24 protein-coding genes, 1 tRNA gene and 1 pseudogene are annotated in these 21,901 nt (G+C 69.2%); 14 read left to right on the top strand and 12 right to left on the bottom strand.

Translation table 11 applies throughout. The features are described from left to right. Positions 1-4: 4 nt before the first annotated feature. A complete protein-coding gene (locus P409_RS02675; protein WP_034831507.1) occupies positions 5-670 on the bottom strand; it encodes a cytochrome c3 family protein in 666 nt (221 codons plus the stop codon). Positions 671-868: 198 nt separating this feature from the next. On the opposite strand from P409_RS02675, the gene P409_RS02670 reads away from it, so the two are divergent. Continuing rightward, the gene (locus P409_RS02670; RefSeq protein WP_034831506.1) at positions 869-2,626 is read left to right on the top strand and encodes a thiamine pyrophosphate-dependent enzyme; all 1,758 of its coding nucleotides are present in this window, start codon (positions 869-871) and stop codon (positions 2,624-2,626) included. 6 nt (positions 2,627-2,632) lie between these two features. Here the strand turns inward: P409_RS02670 and P409_RS02665 are convergent, their stop codons facing one another. Beyond that, entirely contained in the window at positions 2,633-3,712 is a 1,080-nt protein-coding gene (locus P409_RS02665; protein WP_034831505.1) for a flavodoxin family protein, read from the bottom strand. Positions 3,713-3,884: 172 nt separating this feature from the next. Here P409_RS02665 and P409_RS02660 point away from each other — a divergent pair, with 172 nt between their 5' ends. The 3 genes from P409_RS02660 to P409_RS02650 all read left to right on the top strand — a co-directional run bounded on the left by P409_RS02660 (position 3,885) and on the right by P409_RS02650 (position 5,897). Continuing rightward, complete coding sequence (locus P409_RS02660) at positions 3,885-4,187, top strand: DUF2934 domain-containing protein (RefSeq protein WP_034831504.1); 303 nt, start codon at positions 3,885-3,887, stop codon at positions 4,185-4,187. A gap of 11 nt (positions 4,188-4,198) precedes the next feature. Next, positions 4,199-5,368 (top strand): baeRF3 domain-containing protein, encoded by a 1,170-nt coding sequence (locus P409_RS02655; protein ID WP_034831503.1) that lies wholly within the window; start codon positions 4,199-4,201, stop codon positions 5,366-5,368. Between the two features lie 82 nt (positions 5,369-5,450). Then, positions 5,451-5,897, top strand: coding sequence for a DUF6766 family protein (locus P409_RS02650; protein WP_193366470.1), 447 nt, complete (start codon positions 5,451-5,453; stop codon positions 5,895-5,897). A 43-nt stretch (positions 5,898-5,940) separates the two neighbouring features. On the opposite strand, the gene P409_RS02645 is transcribed toward P409_RS02650, so the two are convergent. The 6 genes and pseudogenes from P409_RS02645 to P409_RS02620 form a co-directional block, all read right to left on the bottom strand. Continuing rightward, positions 5,941-6,561, bottom strand: a complete 621-nt coding sequence (locus P409_RS02645; protein WP_034831502.1) for a cysteine hydrolase family protein — start codon at positions 6,559-6,561, stop codon at positions 5,941-5,943. Between the two features lie 15 nt (positions 6,562-6,576). Next, entirely contained in the window at positions 6,577-7,341 is a 765-nt protein-coding gene (budC, locus tag P409_RS02640; protein ID WP_034831501.1) for a meso-2,3-butanediol dehydrogenase, read from the bottom strand. A 23-nt stretch (positions 7,342-7,364) separates the two neighbouring features. Further along, positions 7,365-7,661 (bottom strand): hypothetical protein, encoded by a 297-nt coding sequence (locus P409_RS02635; RefSeq protein WP_034831499.1) that lies wholly within the window; start codon positions 7,659-7,661, stop codon positions 7,365-7,367. A 27-nt stretch (positions 7,662-7,688) separates the two neighbouring features. Next, complete coding sequence (locus P409_RS35965; protein ID WP_081991162.1) at positions 7,689-8,099, bottom strand: PRC-barrel domain-containing protein; 411 nt, start codon at positions 8,097-8,099, stop codon at positions 7,689-7,691. A 14-nt stretch (positions 8,100-8,113) separates the two neighbouring features. Further along, positions 8,114-8,983, bottom strand: coding sequence for an SDR family oxidoreductase (locus P409_RS02625; RefSeq protein WP_034831515.1), 870 nt, complete (start codon positions 8,981-8,983; stop codon positions 8,114-8,116). 159 nt (positions 8,984-9,142) lie between these two features. Then, positions 9,143-9,619, bottom strand: a pseudogene (locus P409_RS02620) (substrate binding domain-containing protein); the annotation flags it as partial. Positions 9,620-9,891: 272 nt separating this feature from the next. On the opposite strand from P409_RS02620, the gene P409_RS36830 reads away from it, so the two are divergent. Continuing rightward, positions 9,892-10,269: a VOC family protein gene (locus tag P409_RS36830; protein ID WP_081991160.1), complete on the top strand. Its 378-nt coding sequence runs from the start codon at positions 9,892-9,894 to the stop codon at positions 10,267-10,269. 18 nt (positions 10,270-10,287) lie between these two features. Further along, on the top strand, positions 10,288-11,181 hold the full coding sequence (locus P409_RS02615; RefSeq protein WP_034831498.1) for an arginase family protein: 894 nt from the start codon (positions 10,288-10,290) through the stop codon (positions 11,179-11,181). A gap of 50 nt (positions 11,182-11,231) precedes the next feature. On the opposite strand, the gene P409_RS02610 is transcribed toward P409_RS02615, so the two are convergent. Next, a tRNA-Ser gene (locus P409_RS02610) sits at positions 11,232-11,321 on the bottom strand. 562 nt (positions 11,322-11,883) lie between these two features. Between P409_RS02610 and P409_RS40230 the strand changes: the two genes are divergently transcribed. The 6 genes from P409_RS40230 (at position 11,884) to P409_RS02580 (ending at position 17,513) form a co-directional block, all read left to right on the top strand. Then, positions 11,884-12,594, top strand: coding sequence for a septal ring lytic transglycosylase RlpA family protein (locus P409_RS40230; RefSeq protein WP_052119943.1), 711 nt, complete (start codon positions 11,884-11,886; stop codon positions 12,592-12,594). A 47-nt stretch (positions 12,595-12,641) separates the two neighbouring features. Further along, a complete protein-coding gene (gene tmk / locus P409_RS02600) occupies positions 12,642-13,277 on the top strand; it encodes a dTMP kinase (protein WP_034831496.1) in 636 nt (211 codons plus the stop codon). A 318-nt stretch (positions 13,278-13,595) separates the two neighbouring features. Continuing rightward, on the top strand, positions 13,596-14,360 hold the full coding sequence (locus P409_RS02595; RefSeq protein ID WP_343285489.1) for a DNA polymerase III subunit delta': 765 nt from the start codon (positions 13,596-13,598) through the stop codon (positions 14,358-14,360). 43 nt (positions 14,361-14,403) lie between these two features. After that, entirely contained in the window at positions 14,404-15,957 is a 1,554-nt protein-coding gene (gene metG, locus P409_RS02590; RefSeq protein WP_034831494.1) for a methionine--tRNA ligase, read from the top strand. Beyond that, a complete protein-coding gene (locus tag P409_RS02585) occupies positions 15,957-16,751 on the top strand; it encodes a TatD family hydrolase (RefSeq protein ID WP_034831492.1) in 795 nt (264 codons plus the stop codon). The genes metG and P409_RS02585 overlap by 1 nt, the downstream gene beginning before the upstream one ends. A gap of 3 nt (positions 16,752-16,754) precedes the next feature. Further along, on the top strand, positions 16,755-17,513 hold the full coding sequence (locus tag P409_RS02580; protein ID WP_034831490.1) for an MBL fold metallo-hydrolase: 759 nt from the start codon (positions 16,755-16,757) through the stop codon (positions 17,511-17,513). Positions 17,514-17,541: 28 nt separating this feature from the next. Here P409_RS02580 and P409_RS02575 read toward each other — a convergent pair whose 3' ends face one another. After that, positions 17,542-17,718, bottom strand: coding sequence for a hypothetical protein (locus P409_RS02575; RefSeq protein ID WP_238578583.1), 177 nt, complete (start codon positions 17,716-17,718; stop codon positions 17,542-17,544). A gap of 243 nt (positions 17,719-17,961) precedes the next feature. Between P409_RS02575 and P409_RS02570 the strand changes: the two genes are divergently transcribed. Together P409_RS02570 and mgrA are read left to right on the top strand one after the other, a co-directional pair. Beyond that, positions 17,962-18,444, top strand: a complete 483-nt coding sequence (locus P409_RS02570) for a hypothetical protein (protein WP_152613212.1) — start codon at positions 17,962-17,964, stop codon at positions 18,442-18,444. A 27-nt stretch (positions 18,445-18,471) separates the two neighbouring features. Further along, positions 18,472-19,515, top strand: a complete 1,044-nt coding sequence (gene mgrA, locus P409_RS02565; RefSeq protein ID WP_034831484.1) for an L-glyceraldehyde 3-phosphate reductase — start codon at positions 18,472-18,474, stop codon at positions 19,513-19,515. On the opposite strand, the gene treF is transcribed toward mgrA, so the two are convergent. Beyond that, positions 19,512-21,185: an alpha,alpha-trehalase TreF gene (treF, locus tag P409_RS02560; RefSeq protein ID WP_052119942.1), complete on the bottom strand. Its 1,674-nt coding sequence runs from the start codon at positions 21,183-21,185 to the stop codon at positions 19,512-19,514. The two genes, mgrA and treF, sit on opposite strands and share 4 nt — an antisense overlap. Before the next feature lie 74 nt (positions 21,186-21,259). Further along, positions 21,260-21,901, bottom strand: a 642-nt coding sequence (locus P409_RS02555; protein ID WP_238578582.1) for a glycoside hydrolase family 15 protein, incomplete at its 5' end; no start/stop codon positions are given.

Genomic DNA, 21,901 nt, shown 5'->3' with positions numbered 1-21,901 from the left:
GGCCTCACCGGTGGCAGACATTGCAGGCCACGAGCGTGGCCGGATGGATGTCGAACGCCTTCATCGCCGCAGCGCCATAGGCCTTGTCGGCGTCGGTCCGGCCCCAGCCGGACCAGTCCATGCGCGTCACCTGGTCGGGCGGCCGCAGATGCGGGGCGGGGTCGCGATGGCAGTCCAGGCACCAGGACATGCGGAACGGCTCGGCGCGATAGGTCAGCGGCATCCGGTCGACCCGGCCATGGCATTCGGCGCAGGGCACGCCGCGGGCGATGTGGATCGAGTGGTTGAAGAAGACGTAGTCGGGCACCCGGGCGACGCGGACCCAGGGGATCGGCTGGCCACTCGCCAGGCTCTCGCGCACCGGCGCCAGCATCGGCGCGTCGGTCCAGATCTGGGAGTGGCAGGTCATGCAGACATGGGTCGGCGGCAGGCCGGCATGCGGGCTGGTCTCCACCGTGGTGTGGCAATAGCGGCAGTCGATGCCGAGGCCGCCGACATGGTGCTCGTGGCTGAACGGCACCGGCTGGCTCTGCGGCCAGCCGACCAGGGTGGCGTAGCTCGAGGTCATGGTGCCGCCGATCAGCAGCCCGGCAGCGACGATCAGGAACGCCGTCAGGACCAGCGCGAGGCGGAACCAGGTGTCCGCAGCAGGGGAGAAGATCTGGGGCATGTTCCGGCGGCGGCATCGGCCGCTCCGTGGGATCCTGTTTCAGCAACAGGGCCAGCCGCCGGTTCGGCACGATCCGTGCGACGAATTTTCCTAAGGTCGCGCCGGAAGGCCGCCCGGAACGGCCCGTTGCCCGGTGCCGTTGCCCAGACGAACCCGGCCTTCCCGGCCGCGCAGCCTTCCCAGCTCAGGAGACGCGATATGGCCCGCCCCACTGCTGGCGACGTCCTGGTCGAAACCCTGATCGATTGGGGTGTCGACACGATTTTCGGCATCCCCGGCGACGGCATCAACGGCGTGATCGAGGCGCTGCGGACGCGGCAGGACCGCATCCGCTTCATCCAGGTGCGGCACGAGGAGGCCGCCGCCTTCGCCGCCTGCGCCTATGCCAAATGGACCGGGAAGCTGGGCGTCTGCCTCGCCACCTCCGGCCCCGGCGGGATCCATCTGCTGAACGGCCTCTACGACGCCAAGCTGGACGGCCAGCCGGTGCTGGCGATCACCGGGCTGCAGTTCCACGACCTGGTGCACACCTTCACCCAGCAGGATGTCGAGCTGGACAAGCTGTTCGCCGATGTCGCGGCCTACAATGTCCGGATCATGGGCCCGAACCACGTCGAGAATGCGGTCGAGCTGGCCTGCCGCACGGCGCTGGCCCGCCGCGGCGTGGCCCATGTGACCATCCCGGTCGACATGCAGTCGCAGCCGGTCGATGCGGCGACGCGATCGGAGCGCAACGTGCCCGGCCATGTCTCCGACGTCATGGCGCCCCCTGCCCAGATGCCGGGCGAGGATCAGCTGGCGCGGGCCGCCGCCATCCTGAATGCCGGCGGCAAGACCGCGATCCTGGCCGGCCGCGGCGCGCTCGGCGCCCGCGAGGTGCTGGAGGCGGTGGCGGAGCGGATGGGCGCGCCGGTGATCAAGCCGCTGCTCGGCAAGGGCGCGCTGCCGGATGACAGCCCGTATTCGACCGGCGGCGTCGGCCTGCTCGGCACCCTGCCGTCGCAGGAGGCGCTGGAGGATTGCGACACGCTGCTGATCGCCGGCAGCGCCTTCCCGTATATCGAATACTACCCGAAGCCGGGCCAGGCGCGGGCGGTGCAGATCGACCTCGACCCGCAGCGCATCGGCCTGCGCCATCCGGTCGAGGCCGGCCTGGTCGGGGACGCGCGCAAGGTGCTGGAGGCGCTGCTGCCGCGGCTGCAGCACCGCGACGACCGGTCCTTCCTGGCGAAGGCCCAGGCCGGGATGAAGGACTGGAACGCGCTGATGGTCGAGCGCGGCACACGGCCGGACAAGCCGATGAAGCCGCAGGTGGTGGCACATGAACTGGACAAGCTGCTGCGCCACGACGCCATCGTCGCCACCGATTCCGGCACCATCACCACCTGGGCGGCGCGGCACCTGACGATGCGGGACGGGATGATGTTCTCCTGCTCCGGAAACCTGGCCTCGATGGCCTGCGGACTGCCCTATGCGATCGCCGCGGCGGTCGCCTACCCCGACCGCCAGGTGGTGTGCTTCATCGGCGATGGCGGTCTGACCATGCTGCTCGGCGAGTTGGCCACCTGCGTGAAGTACAACCTGAACATCAAGATCGTGGTGATCAAGAACAACGCCCTGGGTCAGATCAAATGGGAGCAGATGGTGTTCCTGGGCAACCCGGAATATGTCTGCGAGCTGCAGCCGATCGATTTCGCCGCAGTGGCGCGCGGTTTCGGCATCGCCGGCTGGTCGGTGGACGACCCGGCGCGCTGTGGCGAGGTGCTGCGCGACGCGATGGCGGCGCCGGGGCCGGCCCTGGTCGAGGCGGTGGTCGACCCGCATGAGCCGCCGATGCCGGCCAAGGCGACATTGAAGCAGGCGGCCCATCTGGCGGAGGCGCTGGCCCGCGGCACGCCGGCCCGGCGCAAGATCGCGCTGACCGTCGCCTCCGACACGGTGCGCGAGCTGGTATAGGGCCTGTCACTTCTGGCGCGGCTCCCGCAGGGTCGCGCCGGCCGCCACCTGCTGCCCCGCACGCTGGGCCTGCACCGCCTCCACCAGGGTGCGGGCGGCGTTGCGCACCTCCTCCTGGACCGCCTGATCGGCATCCAGGGCGGCGTGGCTGGTGGCGTAGGGCTCCCAGTAGCCGATGTAGCGGTCGACCTCCGCCAGCGACCCGGCGGGCTTGAGATGCATGTAGCTCAGCCAGTCCGACAGGCTGCGGCGAACATCCGACGCACCCTCGACGTCGCCGTGGACAACCACCGAGAACAGCCGGCCGGCCAAATGGCGGGGATAGTCCCAGCCCGCCATCTCGATCTCCTTGGCCCGCTTCGCGTCCTTTCCCTGGGTCAGGGTCGGGTCCGGGTTGCCGCCATCGGCGCAGACCAGCCGGTCCATCATCAGCTTCACCGGCGAGGATGTCTGGTACCAGTTCACTGGGGTCAGGATCATGATCCCGCGGGCTGCGACCCACAGCGGGTAGATGTCGTTCATCCAGTCCTGCACCTGGCCCAGCGAGTGGTTCGGATAGCAGGAGCATGGCCAGTGGCACAGGGCAGGGGACGTCGAGAAGCACGCCTTGCAGGGGTGGATGTGCCGCCCGTATTCCGAGGCAAGCCGGCTGAGGTCGAGCACGTCCGCCTCGACGCCTTCCGCCGCGGCGACGATCTCCCGCGCCAGCTCGGTCAGGCGGAAGGTCTTTGACATCTCGCCGGGGCAGGTGTGCTCGCTGCGCGAGGAGCCGCATACCAGCAGGATCCGGGCGGGCAGGGCCGGGTCGTCATGCCGGCGCTGCGCCTGCCGGATCGCATCGCGGGCGGCGAGCCAGTCGACCGAGAGGTCGTAGCCCGGATCCGCGAAGCCCGGCCCCGCCTTCCGCGTCCGCGGGCTCTTCCGCGAATGGCTGTAGGCATCCCAGGCGGCGTCCGCGATCAGGCCGAGCTCGGCCTGCAGCGGGTCGTAGGCGGGATCCTGGAACTGGCCGAAGAACCGGAGACGGAACTCCGTTTCGGTCAGTCGGGGGCTCGCGGTGCCCTTGCGCGGTTCGAGGTCGGTCACAGCGGCTCCTGCGGCGACGGATGGGCTTGACCGGGAGACGGCACGAAGCCGTGCCGGGTTCCGCCGACCGAGCCGAGGCGGGGCATCGGTGCAGGCGCCTCGAACCGTCCGGAACCGCCCTCCCGCCGGGCCTGTTCGCCAGGGGAAGGCATCTCGGAAGGAGAAGCGCGATATGGACGATCTCGAGCAGCGGATCCGCGAGCACGCTCATCGCATCTGGATCGAGGAAGGCTGTCCGTCCGGCCGGGACCAGGCGCATTGGGAGATGGCGCGGGAGCTGGTGGCGATCGAGGACAATCAGCGCGACGCGACCAAGCCCAACCCGGTGGCCACGGAGGGCGAGGAGGCGATTCATCCGGAGCCGGTCGAGCCGATCGAGGCCGTGGAGACCCTCGGTGACCTGCCCGGCCGGACCGACCAGTCGGAGGGCCGCGACTATCCGAAGAAGCCGAAGCGCACCCGCCGATCTTCCTGAGGAGGCCGCTCATGGCGCAGCCGACATCCGACCCGACGATCACCCCGCAGGACAGGGCATGGCTCGTGGCCGCCCACGACCCCGCCGTCACACTCTATGTCGCCACCGAGCCGGTGCAGCGCGCCACCGGGGGGCTTGGGGCCAAGCGCCGGAACCTGAAGCATATGCTGCAGCAGCGGCTGCAGGCGGCCGACCTCGCGCCGGAGCGGCGCCAGGCGTTGCTGGCCGCGGGCGAGGAGGCCCTGTCCACCGCCGACTTCCCGGCGCTCGATCCCGGCTTCGCGCTGTTCCTGGCGGAGGACCGCGTCCACGCCCTGCCGTTGGGCGAGGCGCCGCCGGAGGATATGAGTGCGGTCGGCCATCGTTTCCTGCTGCGCCCGATCCTCGACCGGTTCGGCCCGGGCGAGCGCTTTCACATCTTGGCGATCAGCGCCGGGGGAACACGTCTGCTCAAGGCGACGCGCGAGGCCTGCCATGATGCCACGCCTCAGGATCTGCCGCGTTCTCTCGAACAGGTGGCGGCGGAGTCCGACGCCGAGGTGACGAAGCAGGCCAACGCGCCGGGCCGCGGCAGCGCCGGCGACGCCGTCTCGGCAACGCGGCACAGCTACGAAAGCCCGGCAGAGCTGCACAAGACCCAGCTAGTCGAGTTCGTCCACCGCTCCGTCAAGGCGGTGCGTCGCCACTTGGCCGATGATCCGGCGCCCGTGGTGCTGGTGGCCGAGCCTGAACTGGCCGGTCATGTCCACAGCGCCGGAGACTGGCCGGAGCTGCTGCCGGACTTCGTAAACCACCATCCGGCGCGGATGAGTGACGAGGACCTGCATGCGGCCGCCCTGACTGCACTGCCGCCGGGCGACGCGAAGGCCGAGCCGGTGCTGGATCGCATCAAGGCTCGACTCGGCACGGCCGAGCCGACGGTCGCGATCAAGCTCGAGGAGATCCTGGCCGCCGCGCGCGACGGCCGGGTGGATTCGCTGCTGATCGCCGCCGATGAGACGATCTGGGGCCATTTCGACGAGGGCAGGGGCGTCGCCGCCGCGCGGGGCACCCCGACCGGCGAGGAGGACCTGCTGAACCTCGCGGCGGTGATGACGCTGGAGACCGGCGGCATCGCCTTCAGCCTGCCGCGGGAGCGGCTGCCGCGCTCGGTTCCGGCGGCGGCAGCGCTGCGCTACTGAGCCGGCAGCCGATGGCCGGGCTCCGACAGCGCGGCCGTTCAGTCGCCGGTGCAGCAGCCAGCCAGAAAGCCTGCAAAGCTCGATGCTGGAGCACGCCATGACAATCTGGAAACGGTACGGCTACGGCTGGGTGACGCTTGGCTTCTTCGTCATCTCGCTGATCGGGCACTGGGTTTTCGGCTGGTTCGCCTATGTCGACGAACAGCAGCAGCATGGCGCCTCCATCATGTTGTCGGGGTATCTGGTCGAAATGGGGCGCGACACGCTGGAGAACTGGCAGTCTGAGTTCCTGCAGTTGATCTGGCAGATCGGCGGCCTGGCGTTTCTGCTCTATATCGGGTCGCCCCAGTCCAAGGAGGGCGACGACCGGATGGAGGCGAAGCTGGACGCGATCCTGGCGGCGGTCGATCCGAACAACGCCGATGACATCGTCGACCGGATCGACCGCGAATATGCCGGCCGCCACACCGATCCGCGATGGGCGGCGCTCGCGGCTGCAAGAGCAAACGGCGGCCGTTCGAAAGCATGACGGTCCGCCGGCCGGGGACTAAGCATCTAGGGACGGACGGCTCTCACCGCCAGGCGTCGAGGACCTGGTCGACGGTGGCCACTTCGATCTGCTGCGAGAAGCGGCTGCGGCAGAGCTGCAGCAGCGCGTCATGGGTGGCGTCCGAGGTGCTGCAGACCGCATCGGCCGCCAGCACCACGCGGTAGCCGCGGTCGACCGCGCCGATCACCGTCGCCCAGACGCAGACATCGGTCTCGCCGCCGGTGACGATCAGCGTGTCGACGCCGCTCTCCCGCAGCCATCGCCCCAGCCTCGGCGCGGTGAAGGCGGAATAGCCGTGCTTGTCGAAGGCGAGGGCAGGGGGTACGAACTCGGCCAGCATCGGCACCAGCTCCAGCAGCACCGGGTCGATAGCACCGCGGGTCATCTCCGCCCAGCGGGAATAGAAGCGCCGCCAGGCTCCCGGCATGTCCTCCGGCCGCTGCGGCGGCAGGAAGCGGGTGAACGCCGTGTGTTCCGGCCGATGCTCCGCAAGCCGCCGGATCGACGGCGCGGTGCGGTGGGCCCAGGGCACATGCCAGGGCGTCTCGCGCGCGAACAGCTCCTGCATGTCGATGCAGAGATGGAGGGCCGACGGCCCGAGCGGCCCATGGCGCAGCCCGTCCTCCCGGCCGTCCGGTTCCATGCCGGCGCGCCGCGGTCAGGCTTGCGCCGGCTGGCCGTTGGAGGCGGAGACGCCGCCATCGACCGCGACATTGGCACCTGTGACAAAACTGGCGTCGTCGCTGGCCAGGAAGGCGACGACGGCCGCGACCTCCTCGGGCTCGCACACCCGGCCCAGCGGAATCCGCTCGGTGAACTTCGCCACCAGCGCCTCGTCCTGCAGCATCTCCTCGGTCATGCCGGTGCGGGTCAGGCTGGGGCAGACGGCGTTGACGCGGATGCCTCGGCGGCCGAGGTCGAGCGCCAGCGCCCGGGTCAGGTTGACGACGGCGCCCTTGGCGGCGTTGTAGGGGCTCATGCCCCAATCGCCGCCGGTGCCGGAGACCGAGGCGGTATTGACGATCGCGCCATGGGATTTCTCGAGATGCGGGATCGCCGCCCGGCAGCCGAAGAACACGCCGTCGGCGTCCGTGGCCATCACCGCGCGCCAGCGCTCATCGCTGATCTCGGCCGGGTCGCCGCTCTCATGGATGCCGGCATTGTTGACCAGCACGTCCAGGCGGCCGAAGCGGTCGACCGCCGCCGCGACCATGCCGTCGACGGCGTCGGATCGCGACACGTCCACGGCCTGAATCAGCGTGCGGTCGGCCGGCAGGCTCCCGGCGACCCGGCGGAGGCGCTCTTCCTCCCGGTCGACCAGGACCACTGCGGCGCCCTCCTCGGACAGGCGCCGGGCCGCCGCCTCGCCGATGCCTGAGCCGGCTCCGGTCACGATCGCGACCTTGCCCTGAAACCGCTGCATCTCGCCTTCCTTCCTCGACAGCGTCAGAAGAACACCGCCCGACCGGTGTCCGGGGCGATCTCGCCGGGGGCAGCGTGGATCAGGACCCGGCCCTCGCGTTCGGCACCGTCCCGCTGGCAGGTCAGGATCAGCTCGATCGCGCCCTCGCCGCCCAGCAGGTCCTGGTCCCAATGCATCCAGGCGGTCTCGACGGCATCGACTCCGCCGGGGAAGGCCAGGTCCAGCAGCGCTTCGCGGTGCCGCGACATCGCGCTGACCAGATCCTCGCCCTGGATGACGATGGGATCGCCGGCCGGGTTCGTGACTTGCCAGGTCTGCATCGGATCGCTCCTTTCCGCTGGGCTGCCTCAGCGCTCGTCGTCGGCTTCCGGCAGCGCCTTCAGGTCGTCCTCGGTCAGGTCGGTCGCGACCTCGCCCTCCGTCGCCTCGGCCAGCCGCAGCTTGTCGCTCGGGATCTTCACCTGCTTGAGCGAAAGCCCGAGGACCTCGTCGACGCCGACCACGACATAGCGGATCGCGCCGCCGCGGGAATCGAAGGCGAAGTCGGAGATCGTCCCGATACTGCGGCCGCCGGTATCGGTCACATTGGCGCCGATCAGGCTGGTGCCCCGCAGGGTGGACGACGGATGGGCCACAGGGGCCTGCTCGGTCGGGGACGGAAAACCGGGCGCGACCGGCTGCGGCTGGCCGGCCGCGGCCTGGGCCAGGAGGAGGGCGGCCGAACAGATCAGGCCGGCCAATCGCATGGATCGGGTCATCCCGCGTCTCCGCGCTAGAGCATGGGCCGGCCGCCGGTGACCGCCAGGACCGCACCGGTGATGTAGCTCGCCTCGGTCGAGGCCAGCAGCACATAGGCGGGCGCCAGCTCCGCCGGCTGCGCCGGCCGCCCCAGCGGCGTGTTGCCGCCGAAGCTCTCGACCTTGTCCTCGGGCATGGTGGCCGGGATCAGCGGCGTCCAGACCGGCCCGGGGGCGACGGCGTTGACACGGATGCCCTTGTCGGCCAGCAGCTTCGCCAGGCCGACGGTGAAGTTGGCGATGGCGCCCTTGGTGGTGGCATAGGCCAGCAGCGATGGCGACGGATCCTTGGCGTTGATCGACGAGGTGTTGACGATGGCGCTGCCGGGCTTCATGTGCGGCACCGCGGCCTTGGCCAGGTAGAACTGGCTGTGGATGTTGGTCCGGAAGGTGCGGTCCCATTCCTCGGCGCTGATCTGGTCGAGGCTGTCGAAGGTCATCTGGTGGGCGGCGTTGTTGACCAGGATGTCGATGCCGCCGAGCTCGCGGACCGTGCGATCGACCAGCGTCCGGCAATGCGCCTCGTCGGCGACGTCGCCGGCCACCGCGATGACGCGCCGCCCGGCCTGCTCCACCCAGCGTGCGGTCTCGCGGGCATCCTCATGCTCGTCGAGGTAGGAGACCAGGATGTCGGCGCCCTCGCGGGCGAAGGCGATGGCAACGGCTCGGCCGATGCCGGAATCGCCGCCGGTGATCAGCGCGACCTTGCCCTGCATCCGGCCGCTGCCGCGATAGCTGTCCTCGCCGTGATCCGGTGGAGGATCCATGGGCTCGGTCAGGCCCGGAGGGTCCTGCTGCTGCTTCGGATGAGGAGGAACGGGGCGAGAGCCCTGATGATCGGCCATCGTCATCTCCGTATCGCCATGGCCTCAGGTGGCTGCCGGATATCTCATTGGGACAATGGGGGTCGGCCGGACGCAGTTCCGGCGGGCGGGGACGGCGGCAAGTGCGCAAAACAGGCCGGGTGTGAAGCTTTCGGATGAACGCTTCGCGCCGTTCGTGCTTCAGCGATCGACACCCGCGAGGTGCGGAGCCGGTTCGCAATGCTCGATCAGCAATTCGGTGAGGACCCGTATCTTCCGTGCGGGATGCTGACCCGGCGGGCGGATGACATATGCACCGGCCGGAGGCGGTGGATGACGCGTCATGACCGGCATGAGCGCACCGGACGCTATATGTTCATGGGTCAGGCAATCGGGCAGGTAAGCGATCCCGAGCCCCGCTGTCGCGCCGGCAACCAGGGCCATGCCGTTGTCGGCCTTGAAGCGCCCCTGCGGGCGAACCGTGATGATCTTGTCGCCGTCCGTGAGCTGCCAGCTCTCGGTGTCCTGCATCAGAGCCTCGTGAGCGACGAGCTCCTCCGGCGTTTCGGGCGATCCATGCGCCTTGATGTAGCCCGGGCTCGCGACGAATTTCCCATAGATCGGTCCGACGCGCCTTGCGATCAGGTTGGAATCCTGAAGATAGCCGACCCGTATCGCACAATCATATTGCTCTAGCGTCGGATTTCAGCGGGCTCGGGGCGCGCGTGCTCGATCACTCCGCCCAACCGCTTCCCGCAACTGCAGCCGGCGGCGGCTAATGGCGGGCCGAGAACGACGAAACGGAGAACTACGTCTACGCTATAGCCCATGACCTTCCTGAATAAAGCTACGACCAAAGGGCTCAAACGGGTGGATAAGCGACGGTCTGCTTTGAGGGAACAATGACCGGAAGCTGCCGTTAGGAAACAAGGTCAGAGCGGGAGGCAGTTTTGATCCACCATGTCTCGATTGGGACCAATGATGTCGAACGCTCAAAGCGCTTCTACGACGCCGTTTTGCCCATTCTCGGCATTGTTCCGATGGCAGAGGACGAGGGGGGACTAGGCTACGGAAGCGGCACATTTCACTTCAGCGTTCAGGTTCCGATTGACGGAAAACCTGCGACCGTGGGCAACGGCACTCATATCGCCTTTGCCGTCGAGGACCGTTCGATGGTCAATCGATTTTACGCAGCAGCATTAAAACATGGTGGCAGCGACGATGGCGCTCCGGGGCTGCGGCCGAACTACGACGCCAATTATTATGGGGCGTTCGTCCGCGATCCGGACGGTCACAAGATCGAGGCAGTGACCTACTCCGCAAAATAGTTGCTAACGGAGGCGTGCATGCCGACCCTTCCATATGCAATTGTCGAAGCCCCTTCCACGCTGGGCTTGGCGACCGACGGTGTGGAGCACTTGCCCGGCCAGCTCTTGGGCCTCGGTCTTGCGGAGCGCATCCATGCGCGCCGCGCCGCGCGGCTGATGGTGCCTTCGAAAGACCCGGCGACCGATCCCGAGACCGGCATCCTGAACGCCGGGGCAATTGCGGCGTGGTCGCCCAAGCTCGCCGACGCAGTGGAAGCGGTGCTTGATGCTGGCGAATTTCCGGTGGTGCTGGGCGGCGATTGCACGATCGTGCTGGGCTCGATGCTCGCGTTTCGACGGCGCGGCCGCTATGGCCTGTTCTTCGTCGACGGCAACGCCGATTTTTTCCAGCCCGAGGCGGAGCCCAATGGCGAGGGTGCCTCGATGGACCTCGCCTTCGTGACCGGCCACGGCCCGCCGCTCCTGACCGACATCGAAGATCGCGGTCCTCTGGTCCACCCTCAAGACGCTGTCGCGTTCGCATATCGTGATCACGAGGATCAGGAGGAATACGGAAGCCAACTCCTACCCGAAGAGCTCAAGGCGCTCGACCTACCCGCCGTGCGCGCGATGGGTATCGAGGCTGCCGCGCGCGAAGCGATCGCCCACCTGACGCGTCCCGGGCTGGACGGCTTCTTCATCCACCTTGACGCCGACTGTCTCGACGACGCCATCATGCCGGCTGTCGATTTCCGCGTGCCGGGCGGGTTGTCGTGGGACGAGCTGGGGGCCGCGCTTCGGGTTGCCTTGGCGAGCGGCAAGGCAGCCGGCATCGAGATCACCATCTACAATCCGCGCCTTGATAAGGACGGCAGCGCCGGGCGAGGCCTGGCCGAGGTACTAGCTGCAGCGCTTGGAACAGCAGCGCCATGAACATGGCGAGCAACGCCTACTTTCGGGCTCGGGTCGGAATCGAGGGTGAATGGCGGATGGGGTGGGATTCGAACCCACGGTGACGTCGCCGCCACGCCGGTTTTCAAGACCGGTGCCTTAAACCGCTCGGCCACCCATCCGGACCGGCCGCACCATACGGATTTGCCCCGCCGGTTTCAAATCGCTTCGCATCGTTCGGGCCATGCGGGAGGCGCAGGCGACATTCGATACCTGAAATCGTGAGTTGTCGCTTTTCACTGCGAACCGAAGCGGTTACGGGCGTTGCTGTCGAAGCGGTCGGCTTGCCAATACAACCTATGAGGGCATGCAGAAATACCCAGAAATACTGGGTGCAAAGCGACGGCCGGGACAGGTTGCCTCACCGGCTTCCAGCACATGCCATAATATGACGGACCGGACCGAGACGAATATGCTGGACCTTTGACGGGATCTTATGACATACGGGCGGACATGACTGCCGAACCGATCCAGACCCGGTCCGGACGCCGCTCTTTTTGCGTGAAATTCAGCCGCACGAAGTCGGATCGTCTCCCGGGGCTCGCCGTCGTCGCAGCCATCGGCGTGGCGCTGGCCGCCACCGGATGTGCTCCCTCCCAACCGGGCAAGGGGAGCCTCGCCGAGCGGCCCACTCTCGCACGACCCGCCGATCCGGGTGTCGTCACCATCGATGGCGTCCGCTACGTGGCGCGGACGGACCGGGAGTCGGTGCAGGTCGGCAACGCCACTTGGTACGGGCCCGGCTTCCACGGCCGCAAGACCGCCAGCGGCGAGCGCTTCGACACCGGCCTGGTCACCGCGGCGCATCGCAGCCTGCCGCTGCCCAGCTTGGTCAAGGTCACCAACCTCGACAACGGCCGGACGCTGATCGTCAAGATCAATGACCGCGGGCCGTTCGTGCGGTCGAAGATCCTCGATATGTCCTCGCGCGGCGCGGAGCTGCTGGGCTTCCGCGGCGCCGGCACCGCCCGGGTCAAGATCCAGGTGCTGGAGGAGGAAACCCGCTTCAACGCGCTGCAGCAGCAGCGCGACCAGGCGCGGAAGAACCAGGTCGCGTCGACCGGCAAGGATGACGACCTGCCCGACGCGCGCTACATCGCCGTGCCGCCGGCGCCCCGCGTGCCCGACCGGCTGCCGGAGATCGTCGGCAATGTCCGGGACGAGGCGAAACCGAATCCGGCCGGCCTGTTCGTCGCCGCCGCCCGGGCCACCCGGCCACAGGAGGTCGCCTCGCTGTCCGAGGCGCTGCGCCGCTTCGGCCCGATCTCGACCGCGGCCGCCGCCGGCGCGATCGAGCTGCGCATCGGTCCCTTCATCGACCCCAAGGCCGCATCGACCGCCTTGAAGCAGATCGCCGACGCGGGCTATTCCGGAGCACGCATCGTCCCCGAGTGACCCGTCCGGTCCGCGGCGCGACGAGGCCGCAACCGAGGACGGATCGCTTGGGCGGACACTTCATCACGCTGGAAGGCGGCGAGGGCTCGGGCAAGAGCACTCAGGTCAAGCGCCTGGCCGCCCATCTCGCCGGGCGCGGCCTCGAGGTCGTGAGCACGCGCGAGCCCGGCGGCTCGCCGGGGGCGGAAGCGATCCGCACCCTCCTGGTCAAGGGCGACACCGACCGCTGGGACCCGGTGACCGAGGCGCTGCTGCATTTCGCCGCCCGGCGCGACCATCTGCGCGTCACCGTCCGCCCGGCGCTGGAGCGCGGCGCCTGGGTCGTCTCCGACCGCTACGCCGACAGCTCGATGGTCTATCAGGGCTGGGGCATGGGCGTGGACCGCGCCAGCCTGGACGCCCTGTTCCAGATCGCCACCGACGGGCTGAAGCCCGACCTGACCCTGGTGCTCGACGTTCCGGTCGAGACCGGCCTGGCCCGCGCCGGCGCCCGCCGCGGCGGCGAGGACCGCTATGAGCGGATGGGCGCGGCCCTGCACCAGCGTCTGCGCGAGGGCTTCCTGGCCATCGCCGCGGCCGAGCCGGAGCGCTGCGTCGTGATCGACGCCAGCGGCACGGTGGACGAGGTCGCGGCCGCCATCCGCGCTGCGGTGGATGCCAAGTTCGGGCCGACGGCGTCATGAGCGGCGAGTTTCCGGCGCCCCGCGCCAATCCGCGGCTGCTGGGTCATGAGGCGGCGGAGGCTGCGTTTCTCGATGCGCTGCGCGCCGGCCGCCTGCCGCATGCCTGGCTGATCACCGGCCCGCCCGGCATCGGCAAGGCCACCTTCGCCCACCGGGTCGCCCGCTTCCTGCTGGCCGGCGCGCCTCGCGGCGCCCGGAGCCTGGAGATCCCGGCCGACCACCCGACCTTCCGCCGCGCCGCCGCCGCCGGCCACGCCGACCTGCTGACCATCGAGCGCAACAGCGGCGACGACGAGCGCAGGCGCCGCGAGCCGCGAGATCCCGGTCGAGGAGATCCGGCGGATCGAGCCCTTCCTGCGCCTGACCGCGGCGGAGGGCGCCTGGCGTGTCGTCATCGTCGACGAGGCGGAGGCGATGAATCGCAACGGCGCCAACGCCCTGCTGAAGATCCTCGAGGAGCCGCCGGCCCATGCTGTGCTGCTGCTGACCTGCGGCAACCCCGGCGCGCTGCTGCCGACCATCCGCTCACGCTGCCGCCTGCTCGCGCTGGAGCCGCTGCCGAACGCCACCGTCGACCGGCTGCTGGCCGAGCATGCGCCCGAGTTGGACCCCGCCGAGCGGGCATCGCTGGTACGGCTGGCGGAGGGAAGCATCGGCCGTGCTGCGTCGCTGATCGAGGATGGCGGCTTGGGCCTGTACCGCGACATGCTGGCGCTGCTGGACGATTTCCCGCGGGTCGACTTCAAGGCCGTGCACAGGATGGGCGACCGGATCGGGCCTGTCGCCGCCGATTCCAGCTGGCGGCTGTTCACCGAGCTGCTGGTCTGGTGGATGGAGCGGCTGGCCCGCGCCGCCGCCCGCGGCACCGCCCCGGCCGAGATCGTGGCGGGCGAGGGGACGGTGATGCAGCGGGTCGTCGGTGCCCTGGACCGGGCGGGGGGCGGGGCGGGCGGCCTTGATCGCTGGGTGGAGCTGTGGGACAACACCCGCCGTCTGTTCGCTCAGGCGGACGGGTCCAACCTCGATCGGAAGCAGGTTCTCCTGCAGGCGTTCATCGGCATCGAGCGCGCCTGCAACGGCTGACCGCCGCCGCAGCACGGGCCACATAGCACGGGAAGAGGCCGCGATGACGGCGCCGAAGACATTCTACATCACCACCCCGATCTACTACGTCAACGACAAGCCGCATATCGGCCACGCCTACACCACGCTGGCCTGCGATGTGCTGGCCCGGTTCAAGCGGCTGGACGGCTATGACGTCCATTTCCTGACCGGCACCGACGAGCACGGCCAGAAGGTGCAGAAGGCGGCCGAGGCGGCCGGGGTGGACCCGCAGGCCTTCACCGACCGCGTCAGCCAGAACTTCCGCGACCTGGCCGCAGCGATGAACTTCAGCAACGACGACTTCATCCGCACCACCGAGCCGCGCCACATCAAGGCGTCCCAGGCGATCTGGGAGGCGATGAAGGCCAATGGCGACATCTATCTCGGCGGCTATGCCGGCTGGTACTCGGTGCGCGACGAGGCCTATTACGGCGAGGACGAGCTGACCGTCGTCGACGGCAAGCGCATCGCCCCGACCGGCGCCGAATGCGAGTGGGTGGAGGAGCCGAGCTACTTCTTCCGCCTGTCGGCCTGGGGCGACCGGCTGCTGGAATTCTACGAGGCCAACCCCGACTTCATCGCGCCGGAATCCCGCCGCAACGAGGTGATCGCCTTCGTCAAGTCGGGGCTGCGCGACCTGTCGATCAGCCGCACCACCTTCAACTGGGGTATCAAGGTGCCGGGCGACGAGGCGCACATCATGTATGTGTGGGTCGACGCCCTGACCAACTACCTCACGGCCGTCGGCTATCCCGACACGGAGTCCGAGAGCTTCCGCCATTGGTGGCCGGCCGACCTGCACATGGTCGGCAAGGACATCCTGCGCTTCCACGCCCTGTACTGGCCGGCCTTCCTGATGTCGGCCGGGCTGCCGGTGACCAGGCGCGTCTTCGCCCATGGCTGGTGGACCAACGAGGGCCAGAAGATCTCGAAGTCGCTCGGCAACGTGATCGACCCGCTGGAGCTGATCGCGACCTACGGCCTCGACCCGGTGCGCTATTTCCTGCTGCGCGAGGTCTCCTTCGGCCAGGACGGCGACTTCTCCCGCCGCGGCATGATCCAGCGCACCAATGGCGAGCTGGCCAACGGCTTCGGCAACCTGGCGCAGCGCGTGCTGTCGATGATCGGCAAGAACTGCGGCGGCCAGGTGCCCCAGCCGGGCAGCCTGACCGACGAGGATCGCGCCCTGCTGGCCCAGGTGCCGGCGCTGCTGGACACGCTGCGCCGGGAATTCGACGTCCAGGCGTTCCATCGCGGCCTGGATGCCGTCTGGGCCGTGGTCGGCGAGGCCAACCGCTATGTCGACGAACAGGCGCCCTGGACGCTGCGCAAGACCGATCCGGCCCGGATGGCGACGGTGCTGTGGGTGCTGGCCGAGACGGTGCGGCGCCTGTCGATCCTGATGCAGCCGGTGATGCCGCAGTCGATGGCCAAGATGCTGGACCAGCTGGCCGTGGCCGCCGACGCTCGCAGTTTCGATCGGATCGGCGATGCCGACGCGCTGGTGCCCGGAACGCCGTTGCCGGCGCCTGAGGGCGTCTTCCCGCGCTATGTCGAGCCGGAGGCCACGGCCTGATGCTGGTCGACAGCCACTGCCATCTCGATTTCCCCGATTTCGCGGCGGAGATCGACGATGTGGTCGGCCGCGCCACGGCGGCCGGGGTCGGCTGCATGCTGACCATCTGCACCCGGCCGGACCGGCTGGCGGCCACGATCGCCCTGGTCGACCGCTTCCCGATGCTCTATGGCGCGGCCGGGGTGCACCCGCATGAGGCGAAGGATTTCACCGGCCTGACGGTCGAGGGCATCCTGGACCTCGTCGCGCATCCGAAGATGGTCGGCATCGGCGAGACCGGCCTCGACTACCATTACGGCCTCAGCCCGGCCGAGGCGCAGCAGGAGAGCTTCCGGCGCCACATCCGCGCGGCGCGGATCGCCGACCTGCCGGTGATCGTCCACACCCGCGAGGCCGAGGCGGACACGCTGCGGATCCTGGCGGAGGAGGGGCAGGGCGGCGACCGGCCGCCGCTGCGCGGCATCATCCATTGCTTCAGCGGAACACGGCAACTCGCTGAAGAATCGGTAAAGCTCGGTCTTCACATCTCCCTGTCCGGGATCGTGACCTTCAACCGGTCCGAGGACATCCGGGCCACGGCGAAGGACGTGCCGCTGGACCGCATCCTGGTCGAGACCGACGCGCCCTACCTGGCGCCGGTGCCCAAGCGCGGCAAGCGCAACGAGCCGGCTTTCGTCGCCCATACCGCCCAGCGGGTGGCCGAGCTGCACGGATTGTCTAGTTCAGATTTCGCTCGAAGAACGAGCGACAATTTCTTTAATCTATTCACAAAAATTCCGAAGCAAGAGGCCTGAACGATGCGTGTCACGGTGCTCGGCTGCGGCGGTTCGATGGGCGTGCCCATGGTCGGCGGCATCTGGGGCACCTGCGATCCCGCCGATCCGCGCAACCGCCGGCGGCGGCCGTCGATCCTGGTGCAGAGCGACAGCACCACGGTGCTGATCGACACCTCTCCGGATCTGCGCGACCAGCTGCTGGACCACGAGGTCAAGCGGGTCGACGCGCTGCTCTACACCCACGCCCATGCTGACCACATCCACGGCATCGACGACCTGCGGCCGCTGGCCTTCAAGCAGCCGATCGATGCCTATATGGACGCGGCGGTGCGGCAGGAGCTGGAGGAGCGCTTCGGCTACATCATGACCTCGGTCGAGATGGACCGTGGCTTCTACCACCCGTTCCTGGTGCCGCATCTGCTGGACGGGCCGTTCCGGGTCGGCGACATCGACATCCTGCCGTTCGAGCAGGATCACGGCCGCGTGGTCTCGATGGGCTACCGCTTCGGCCGCTTCGCCTATTCGACCGACGTCGTCCGCCTCGACGACCGCGCCTGGGCGGCGCTGGAGGGGGTGGAGCTGTGGATGGTCGACGCGACGCGGCCGGAGCCGCATGTCTCGCACGCCCATCTGGCGCTGACGCTGGAATGGATCGAGCGGCTGAAGCCCAGGCAGGCCTGGCTGACCCACATGAACCACCAGATGGATTACGAGTGGCTGTGCCGGCAGCTGCCGGGCCATGTCCGGCCGGCGCATGACGGGCTGGTGATCGAGATCTAGGGGCGGCGGCCGACGCCGCCCCTTGCCATCAACGGCGCGGAGGACGGCGCGGCTGCGGCGACGGGTTGGCGGCCTGGTTCGCGGCAGCGCGCTCAGCCAGCGCCAGCTCGGTCTTCAGCTCGGCGATCTTGCGATCCATCGCGGCCCGCAGCGTCGGCGAGGTGTGGGTGCCGAGATGGGCACGCTTCTGCTCCAGCTCCTGCAACTGCTTCCGCTTTTCCTCGCGGTTCCGGCGAATCGGGGCGCCGTCGGACCGCTGTCCGTCAAAAGAACGCATAACTGACCCTACACTGGCTTTTCGGGGGGATGCCAAGGGCACGGCCTGGGGCCGTGCCGCATCCGCGGAAGCGCTGGCCTAACCGATCCGGGGGGCATCGTGCAAGCTGGTATGTGGCGCGCCCTCGCGCTAGGGTCGCTGCCTTGCCAGAGACGGGACGGAGAGGGTGCCGTGCAGCCATCGACACGCAGCTTGCGATTCTGGTGGGCCGCGGTCCTGGTGCTGGTGGCCGGTCTCTTCGCCGCGGCCGTTCCGGCCGGCGCCGCCTCGAAGGACAGCCGCTTCCGCATCGTCGACGAGCTCGGCCCCGACCAGGTCGAGGAGCTGATCACCGTCGCCATCGACGGCCGCACCATCGGCATCCTGCACATCACCAAGGACGACCCGGTCGCCGAGCTGCAGGTGAAGGTGCCGGCTGGCCGGCCCGCGCGCTACGAGCTGTGCGGCTTCCTGATCGTCCAGACGCCGGAGGGCACCCGCCGCCAGCACCCGATCAACCACACCGGCACGATCGAGAATGCCGACGGGCGCGTGCTGAAGGCGTTCAACCAGAACAACGAGATCTTCTACCTGCAGGACGGCACGCCCGGCGATGCCGCGGCGGCCACGACCACCATCGTCGGCACCGGGCAATGCGCCCAGCCGGTCGCCTGACCCCAACCCGACAGAACGGACACAGCCATGCAGACGCCCTGGACCGCCGATACGGCGCGCTACGAGACCGCCCGCTTCCGCCGCTCCGGCCGCAGCGGGCTGCAGCTGCCGGAGATCTCGCTCGGCCTGTGGCAGAATTTCGGCGGGGTCGATCATGTCGAGACCGGCCGCGCCGTGCTGCGCCGCGCCTTCGACCGCGGCGTCACCCATTTCGACCTGGCCAACAATTACGGCCCGCCCTACGGCTCGGCCGAGGAGAATTTCGGCCGCATCTTCGCCGCCGATTTCCGGCCCTATCGCGATGAGCTGCTGATCTCGACCAAGGCCGGCTACGACATGTGGCCGGGGCCCTACGGCAATTTCGGCTCGCGCAAATACCTGGTCGCCAGCCTGGACCAGAGCCTCAAGCGCATGGGGCTCGACTATGTCGACATCTTCTACTCGCACCGTCTCGACCCCGAGACGCCGCTGGAGGAGACGATGGGCGCGCTCGACCATGTCGTGCGCCAGGGCAAGGCGCTGTATGTCGGCATCTCCTCCTACTCGCCGGAGGCGACGCGCCAGGCCGCGGCGATCCTGAAGGATCTCGGAACGCCCTGCCTGATCCACCAGCCCTCCTATTCCATGCTCAACCGCTGGATCGAGGACGGGCTGCTGGACACGCTGGAGGAGCTGGGCATCGGCTGCATCGCCTTCTCGCCGCTGGCCCAGGGCATGCTGACCGCGAAGTACCTGGACGGGGTGCCGGAGGATTCTCGGGCCAAGCGCGGCCGATCGCTGCAGTCGCGGCTGCTGTCAGAGGGCAACATCGCCCGCATCCGCGAGCTCAACGGCATCGCCCAGCGGCGCGGCCAGACCCTTGCGCAGATGGCGCTGAGCTGGGTGCTGCGCGACCCGCGCGTCACCTCGGCCCTGATCGGCGCGCGGTCGGTGGCGCAGTTGGACGACAGCCTCGACGCGCTGAAGGGGACGCCGTTGACCGCCGAGGAGCTGGCGGAGATCGACCGCCACGCGCTCGACGGCGGCATCGACCTGTGGCGGGCCTCGTCGACCGCCGCTGCCAAGGCTTAAGGCAACCGGCGCGCGGGCCGGCTTTGCGGTGCGGCGGACGGCTGGTTGTCGTTCGCCGCAGCCCGGCAGGCGATGGCGCCGCCGCCCGCGACCGTCGCCTGCGGATACAGCGCCAGCAGCCGGCGCAGCACGCCGTTGGTCCAGCCGAAGCCGTCCTGGTTCGGATACTCCCCGCCGCTGGCCGCTTCGGTGCCGGCGACATCGTATTTCTCGGTCAGCTTGCCGGTCTGCGCGTAGACGCCGACGACGCGCTCGGCCCAGCGGCGGGCGACGGTCTCCGCCAATCGCTCATGGCCGGTGCGGGCCAGGCCGCGGATCGCGATCCACTCCAACGGCGCCCAGCCATTCGGCGCGTCCCATTGCTGGCCCGACGCGATCTCGGTGGTCAGCAGCCCACCGGGCGCCAGCAGCCGGCGCTCCAGCGTGTCGGCGACGCGGGCAGCCTGGTCCGGATCGGCCAGGTCGAAGAACAGCGGATAGGCCGTCGCCAAGGTGACCGTGCCGGTCAGCCGCCCTTCGCGCCACAGATAGTCGGTGAACATCCCGGCCTCGGGATCCCACAGCAGGCGCCGCACCGCCTCAGCGCGCTGCCGGGCCACGGCCTCCAGCTCCGCCGCGCGATCCGGCCGGTCGGCGGCCGCATAGGCCTTGGCCAGCACGGTCTCCAGCTCGGCCATCAGGCTGTTCAGGTCCGGCGGCACCACCGCCGTCACCCGGATCGTGCCCAGGGTCCTGCCGTCGGCCAGCCAGCGCGAGGAGAAGTCCCAGCCGCTTTCGGCCGCGGCGCGCAGGTCGCGATAGACCTCGCCCGGCGGACGATCGGTCGACCGCGCGGTCTCGACATCCTCTCGGTAGGATTCGTCGCGCGGCTGGTCGCTGTCGTCCCAGTAGCGGTTCAGCAGCGTGCCGTCCGGCAGCCGGACCAGCCGGCGATAGGCCTCGCCGGGTTTCAGGAAGTCGGCGCCGTCCATCCAGAAGGCGTATTCCCGGGCCAGGGTCGGCAGAGCGTCGGCATAGACCTTCGCCGGGTCGTCGCTGCTCTCGGCCACCAGCTCGACCATGGTGGCGAAGAACGGCGCCTGCGACCGGCTGAGATAGTAGCTGCGATTGCCGTTCGGGATGTGGCCGTAGCGGTCGATCAGGCTGGCGAAATTGCCCAGCACGTTCCGCGCCAGGTCCCGCCGACCGCTCTGGATCAGGCCCAGCATGGTGAAGTAGGAATCCCAGTAATAGACCTCGCCGAAGCGCCCGCCCGGGACGACATAGGGGTTGGGCAGCGGCAGCAGGGTGGAGCGCGGGTCGGCCCGGTCCGGCCGCCGCGTCAGCACGTCCCACAGCGCGTCGATATGGCTGCAGACATCCTGGCCGGACTCGGTGCGATAGCCGCTGCGTTCCGCCGCCGGCGGGGTGAAGTACCGGTGCACGAAGGCGGCCAGGTCGAAGCCGGGCTTCCCCTTCTCCTCGGCGTAGCTGCGCAGGATCTCGGCCGGATCTGCCTTCGGCTCGGCATCGACGAAGGTCTTGCCATCCGGGAAGACCCGCTGCATCTGCACGTCGCGGAAGAGCTCGCCATACACCGCCGCGGGCGGCTGCTGCTGGGCCAGGCCGGGCAGGGCGAAAAGGCAGAGGGCGAGCAGCAGCGGGACGGAGCGGGCCTGGAACAGCCGCATGGGAAAACTCTCCGGCCAGAGGGGCGGGAGAGAGGGAACTTAGGTCTGGTTCCGCTGCCGGCCAGACCGCCGCGTCAGCCCGGCGCGATCCGCCGCCGCGCCCGGACCGCGGTGATGAAGCCGGCATAGCTCCAGCCCAGATGTTTCGCCGAGGTCTGTGCGCCGGTCTCGCGGTCGAACTGCTCCGACAGCGCGCCGTCGGCCGGGGTGAAGGCCTGCACCGTGGCCAGGAAGGCGTCGCCGCGATCGCGGAAGGCGGCGGCCAGCCGCTGGCCATCCAGGCTGTCAGGCTCTGAACCCAGCGCGCGGGCGACGAAGCCACGATTGTCCGCGGTCAAGACGAACTCCACGCCGCCCGCCAGGGCTGCGGCCAGGCGGTAATGGAACTCGGCCGCCGCCAGGGTCGCGATGTACCAGGCGCCGCCGCCGAAGTAGCGGTCCTCGCGATAGCGGCCCAGCGCCGGGGCGGTCCGCCCGGCATTGATCGGGTAGAGGTCGGCGAACAGGTCCTCCAGCGCTGCCAGCGTCGCCTGGGCGCGCGGATCCAGCATGCTGTGCGGGCCGGAGGGGAGTCCGGCATGCAGCACGCCGAGGATCACGGCGATGTCGAGATCGCGGCCCGGCGCGCCGGACGCCGCCGGCAGCAGGCTGGCATAGGCCCGGGCCTCGGGCCGCCAATGCCCGTCCGCCGCGGCGGCGAGGGCCTCGGCCGCCTC

It is taken from the genome of Inquilinus limosus MP06, from assembly GCF_000767795.1.
GTDB lineage: Bacteria > Pseudomonadota > Alphaproteobacteria > DSM-16000 > Inquilinaceae > Inquilinus > Inquilinus limosus_E.
Note: the sequence above shows the minus strand (reverse complement) of the source record. Positions and strands in the feature narration are given on the sequence as shown.